At 39.8% G+C, this 4,430-nt stretch carries 4 protein-coding genes and 1 pseudogene; 2 read left to right on the plus strand and 3 right to left on the minus strand.

What is annotated here, in order from left to right:
* Window positions 1-49: 49 nt before the first annotated feature.
* Complete coding sequence (locus ACMJ0U_RS05290) at window positions 50-1,468, plus strand: alkaline phosphatase (RefSeq protein ID WP_417128655.1); 1,419 nt, start codon at window positions 50-52, stop codon at window positions 1,466-1,468.
* A 1-nt stretch (window position 1,469) separates the two neighbouring features.
* Here the strand turns inward: ACMJ0U_RS05290 and ACMJ0U_RS05295 are convergent, their stop codons facing one another.
* On the minus strand, window positions 1,470-2,378 hold the full coding sequence (locus ACMJ0U_RS05295; RefSeq protein ID WP_417128651.1) for a helix-hairpin-helix domain-containing protein: 909 nt from the start codon (window positions 2,376-2,378) through the stop codon (window positions 1,470-1,472).
* Window positions 2,378-3,751 (minus strand): sodium-dependent transporter, encoded by a 1,374-nt coding sequence (locus tag ACMJ0U_RS05300; RefSeq protein ID WP_417128652.1) that lies wholly within the window; start codon window positions 3,749-3,751, stop codon window positions 2,378-2,380. Before ACMJ0U_RS05300 ends, ACMJ0U_RS05295 begins: the two co-directional genes overlap by 1 nt.
* Here ACMJ0U_RS05300 and ACMJ0U_RS05305 point away from each other — a divergent pair.
* Window positions 3,743-4,237, plus strand: coding sequence for a VanZ family protein (locus ACMJ0U_RS05305; RefSeq protein WP_417128653.1), 495 nt, complete (start codon window positions 3,743-3,745; stop codon window positions 4,235-4,237). The genes ACMJ0U_RS05300 and ACMJ0U_RS05305 overlap by 9 nt on opposite strands.
* Before the next feature lie 91 nt (window positions 4,238-4,328).
* Here ACMJ0U_RS05305 and ACMJ0U_RS05310 read toward each other — a convergent pair.
* Window positions 4,329-4,430: pseudogene (locus tag ACMJ0U_RS05310) on the minus strand (IS4 family transposase); the annotation flags it as partial.

Consider the following 4,430-nt stretch of genomic DNA (forward strand, 5'->3'; position numbering starts at 1 on the left):
TTGTTTTTTTTCTTACTTTCGCAGAAAAATAATCTCAACACAAGGCTTTATGAAAAAATTATCTATCACTATTTTGTTCTTCTTACTGGCTTTTTGCCGCATAGATGCACAACAAGCAAAGTACGTATTCTATTTCATCGGCGACGGAATGGGCGTTAATCAAGTACAAGGTGCTGAATTGTATCTGGGTGAACTTGAAGGAAAAATCGGCATTACCCCTTTACAGTTTACCCAATTTCCTTACGCTACTGTAGCAACCACTTTCTCTGCAACTAACGGAGTAACAGATTCTGCCGCTGCAGGTACTGCACTCGCCACAGGAGACAAGACAAAAAATGGAGCTATCGGAGTTTTAAAAGACTTACAAACACCCGTATATAGCGTAGCTACATGGGCCAAAGAATATGGATGCAGGGTAGGAATAGCCACAAGCGTCAGCGTAGACCATGCGACTCCTGCAGCCTTCTATGCACATGCATCAGGCAGAGGAAGCTATTACGAAATTGGAAAAGACTTATACGAAACAGGTTTTGATTTCTATGCAGGCTCTGATTTTCTTCAACCTCAAGACAACAAAAATCCTCAGACCACCGACCTTTACTCACTAGCAGATCAACACGGATACGTCATTGCCAGAGGTTATAAAGATTATCTCAAAAAAAGTAAAAAAGCAGAGAAAATGATTCTGTTCCAACCGGAAGCCGCTTCTAAAACAAATCGTTCTTCCATACCCTATGCCATTGATCGAAAGAAAAACGATCTCACTTTGCAAGAAATCACTCGTTCGGCCATTAATTTTCTTTCCAAAGATTTGTCAAAAGGTTTTTTCCTAATGGTAGAAGGCGGAAAAATAGACTGGGCTTGCCATAGTAATGACGCTGCTACCACTTTCCACGAAATAATAGATTTTGATAATGCAATTAAAGTAGCTTATGAATTTTATTCGCAACACCCAGATGAAACTTTGATTGTAGTCACCGCAGACCACGAAACTGGCGGGTTTGTTTTAGGTAAAGGTCCTTATGAACTGAACTTACAAGCACTAAAGAACCAGAAAGTCAGCGAAAGTGGATTTACGAAAATCATCAATCAGCTCCGCTCTAAAACCAATAATCAGGTATCCTGGGAGTCTGTACAACAAGCTTTAAAAGATAATTTTGGTTTCTGGGATAAAATCAAGTTAAGTGAAAAACAGGAATCTCGTTTGAAAACTATTTACGAAAAAAGCCTGAAAAACCAACAGGCCAAAATGGAAAAAAGTGAATATGCCCAGGATGAACCTATTGCAGCAGAAGCAAAACGAATCCTCAATGAAATAGCCCTGATTGGCTGGACAAGTGGAGGACACTCTGCTGGGTATGTTCCTGTTTTTGCCATTGGAGTTGGAGCAGACAAATTCCAGAACCGGATTGACAACACTGAAATCCCGGTAAAAATAGCTGAAGCAGCCGGTTATACACGCAAATAAATCACTCAAAAGACAAATAAGGAGACAAGCGTTGAAGGTCTTTCTCGGTAAACTCTTCAAACAAAGAGAGCCGGGAGAGACCTTTTATATCACCTCTTTTTCGACGATACTCCAGAATAGCTTTTGCCTTATAAAAATCCATATAAGGATGATTACGTAGCCTATCTAACCCATCCCTATTTACTCTTATTTTCCGAAAAGGGACACCTTGTACGGTAAACCATTTATTCAGACAAGAATCTACGAGGGGAACTTCCTGCAACTGTTCCAAACGTACAAAGCCTCCAAGACGATTACGGTAGACAACTATCATCTTAGCAATACTACTTCCAATGCCTGGTATACGCTTTAATTGAGTAGTATCAGCTTCATTCAACTCGACAAGTGTTCCTTCAGGATATTTTTCTATTCTTGGCATAGTTTTCAAAGATTCACCCTGCTTATAAACGGAATCTCGCCTCGTCTCCTCTCCTGAAGGTATTTGAATATAAGGCCTCAGTAATAAAAATTGTTCCCTCTTTAACCCATAAATTCGTGCAAAAGCTTCCGGAGTTCGAAAAGTTCCTCCCTTTTCCCGATAACGAAGAATATTACGAACGACAAAGGAAGGTAAACCCAGTTTTCTCAACTGTAAAGAATCTATCGTATTCGGATTAAAATTAAACAGAACGGTATCCTGCCCTTTCCTCACATCCGATGGCGCATATTTAGACTTAATATAAGAAGTTTCCCGTTGCTTCACAGAAGCCAAAAAAGAATCTATTTCAGCAGAATCTTCCACATATATAAATTCTGGCTTATAAACTTTCCAACATACCAACCACGAAGCACCAGCAACAACCAGCAAGCCTAAAAGAAGCAGAATTACCCTCCTCTCTGACCGGGAATAATAGAAAAAGTCTTTCCACATTACCAGCTCACCAAACCCAACTCATTCACAAAAATAGCAAGAATCCCAATTGGAGCCACAAACCTTAAAATCATCAGATATACAGGATAATAAGGAGCCTTCAACATCCCATAATTGGTTACTTCACCCTTTACTATCTTTTTGTCTAATACCCAACCGACAAACACAGCTGCAAACATACCGCATACTGGAAGCATAATTTTGGCTGTCAAATAATCCAAAGCATCAAACATATTCACCCCCCCAATTTTCACACTACTCCATTCTCCTAAGGCCAATGAAGAAACAATACCGATTAACAGACATCCTCCGGTAACAATGCATGCTGCACGTCCTCTCGTAAAATGAAACTTCTCATGCAAAAAGGCCGTAGATACCTCATGCAAAGAAATTGTAGACGTTAAAGCAGCCAGAGCCAATAATACATAAAAAGCAATAGAACATATATAGGCCAGAAACGGTACATTCGCAAAAGCCTGCTGGAAAACATTAGGCAAGGTGATAAATATCAAAGAAGGACCTGCATCCGGCTGAATACCCACTGAGAAAGCCGCCGGAAAAATAATCAATCCAGCTAATACAGCCACACATGTATCAATCAGACCTACACTCATGGCTGTATGCCCCAAGCGAGTTTCCTTTCCAAAATAAGAGGCATAAGTAGAAAGACACCCCATGCCCAAACTCATGGAGAAGAAAGCCTGTCCCATTGCTCCCAGAAAAACATCTGGAGTAACCTTGCTAAAATCCGGATGGAGCAAAAATTTGATACCTTTTTCTGCTCCTGGCAACATAATAGAGCAACCAGCCAGCAGAATAACCAGAATAAACAGCAATGGCATCATGATTTTGGAAGATCTCTCTATACCTTCTTTCACACCCTTTACAATGACAAAATGAGTGGCAAACATAAAAACGAACAACCAAAGAAGTGGTCGGAACGGCTGCTGAGAAAAATCCTGGAACATAGATACATACTCTTCGGAATTCTTTCCAGACAATCCAAACGAAACCGCTTGCCATACATATTCCAAGGTCCATCCGGCTACTACAGAATAATATCCCAATATCAAAAAACCAGTTAACACTCCCGCATAACCTACCCACTTCCAATAAGTACCTGGAGCCAATGTCTCATACGCTCCCCCCGTACACGCCTTAGCGCGTCGGCCAATGGTAAACTCAGCTATCATTATAGGCAATCCGAATATAATGACACAGCCTAGATAAATCAATATAAATGCAGCCCCACCATGATTCCCTGTCTCATAAGGGAAACGCCAAATGTTACCCAAACCCACCGCAGAACCTGCGGCAGCAAGAATTGCACCTAATTTGCTTCCAAAATTTGCTCTTTCACTTTTATGCTGCATAAATCATTTTATTATAATTACAATTTAAAGGAGAGACAAAAGTACAAAAAATATCGTATTTTTGCACGAAACATTAAAGTTTTACACAAAATGAAGATTCTAAGACAATACCCATTTTCCATTTTGACGATTCTTGTCATCTGGTATTTATCTTTTTTTACTCCTCCCCACACCCAATTGGAAGAAATTAATAATTTCGACAAACTGGTACATGTATGCATGTATGGCGGCCTCTGTTCCATCATATGGATAGAACATCTGATTCAGCATAAACAAATCCAAAAAATACAATTAACAATTGGAGGCATTCTATTTCCTGTCTTGATGAGCGGAATCATTGAGATTCTACAGTCATACTGTACAGACAACCGAAGTGGAGACTGGATAGATTTTATAGCTAATTGTACAGGGGTATTTTTGGCCACTATAGCAGGCTACTATATTTATCGCCCATTTATCAGAAAGAGGTTTCATAAACCCCATTAAACACACAAAACGCCGGGTGCTCTCACAGCAACCGGCGTCTATGTAATAATAAATATCATTAGTGTCCAATAAAAATGGACGAGTTAAAAATTTAATCAAATAGTCCTTCAAAAAGGGGACAATCGAGTTCTTTGACATCATTGAAATTAGTCTTATCGAACAGGTCACGTAAGTGGGTTTTGTCCGTTAGAGA

This window comes from Phocaeicola sp. (genome assembly GCF_048170425.1).
Taxonomy (GTDB): domain Bacteria; phylum Bacteroidota; class Bacteroidia; order Bacteroidales; family Bacteroidaceae; genus Phocaeicola.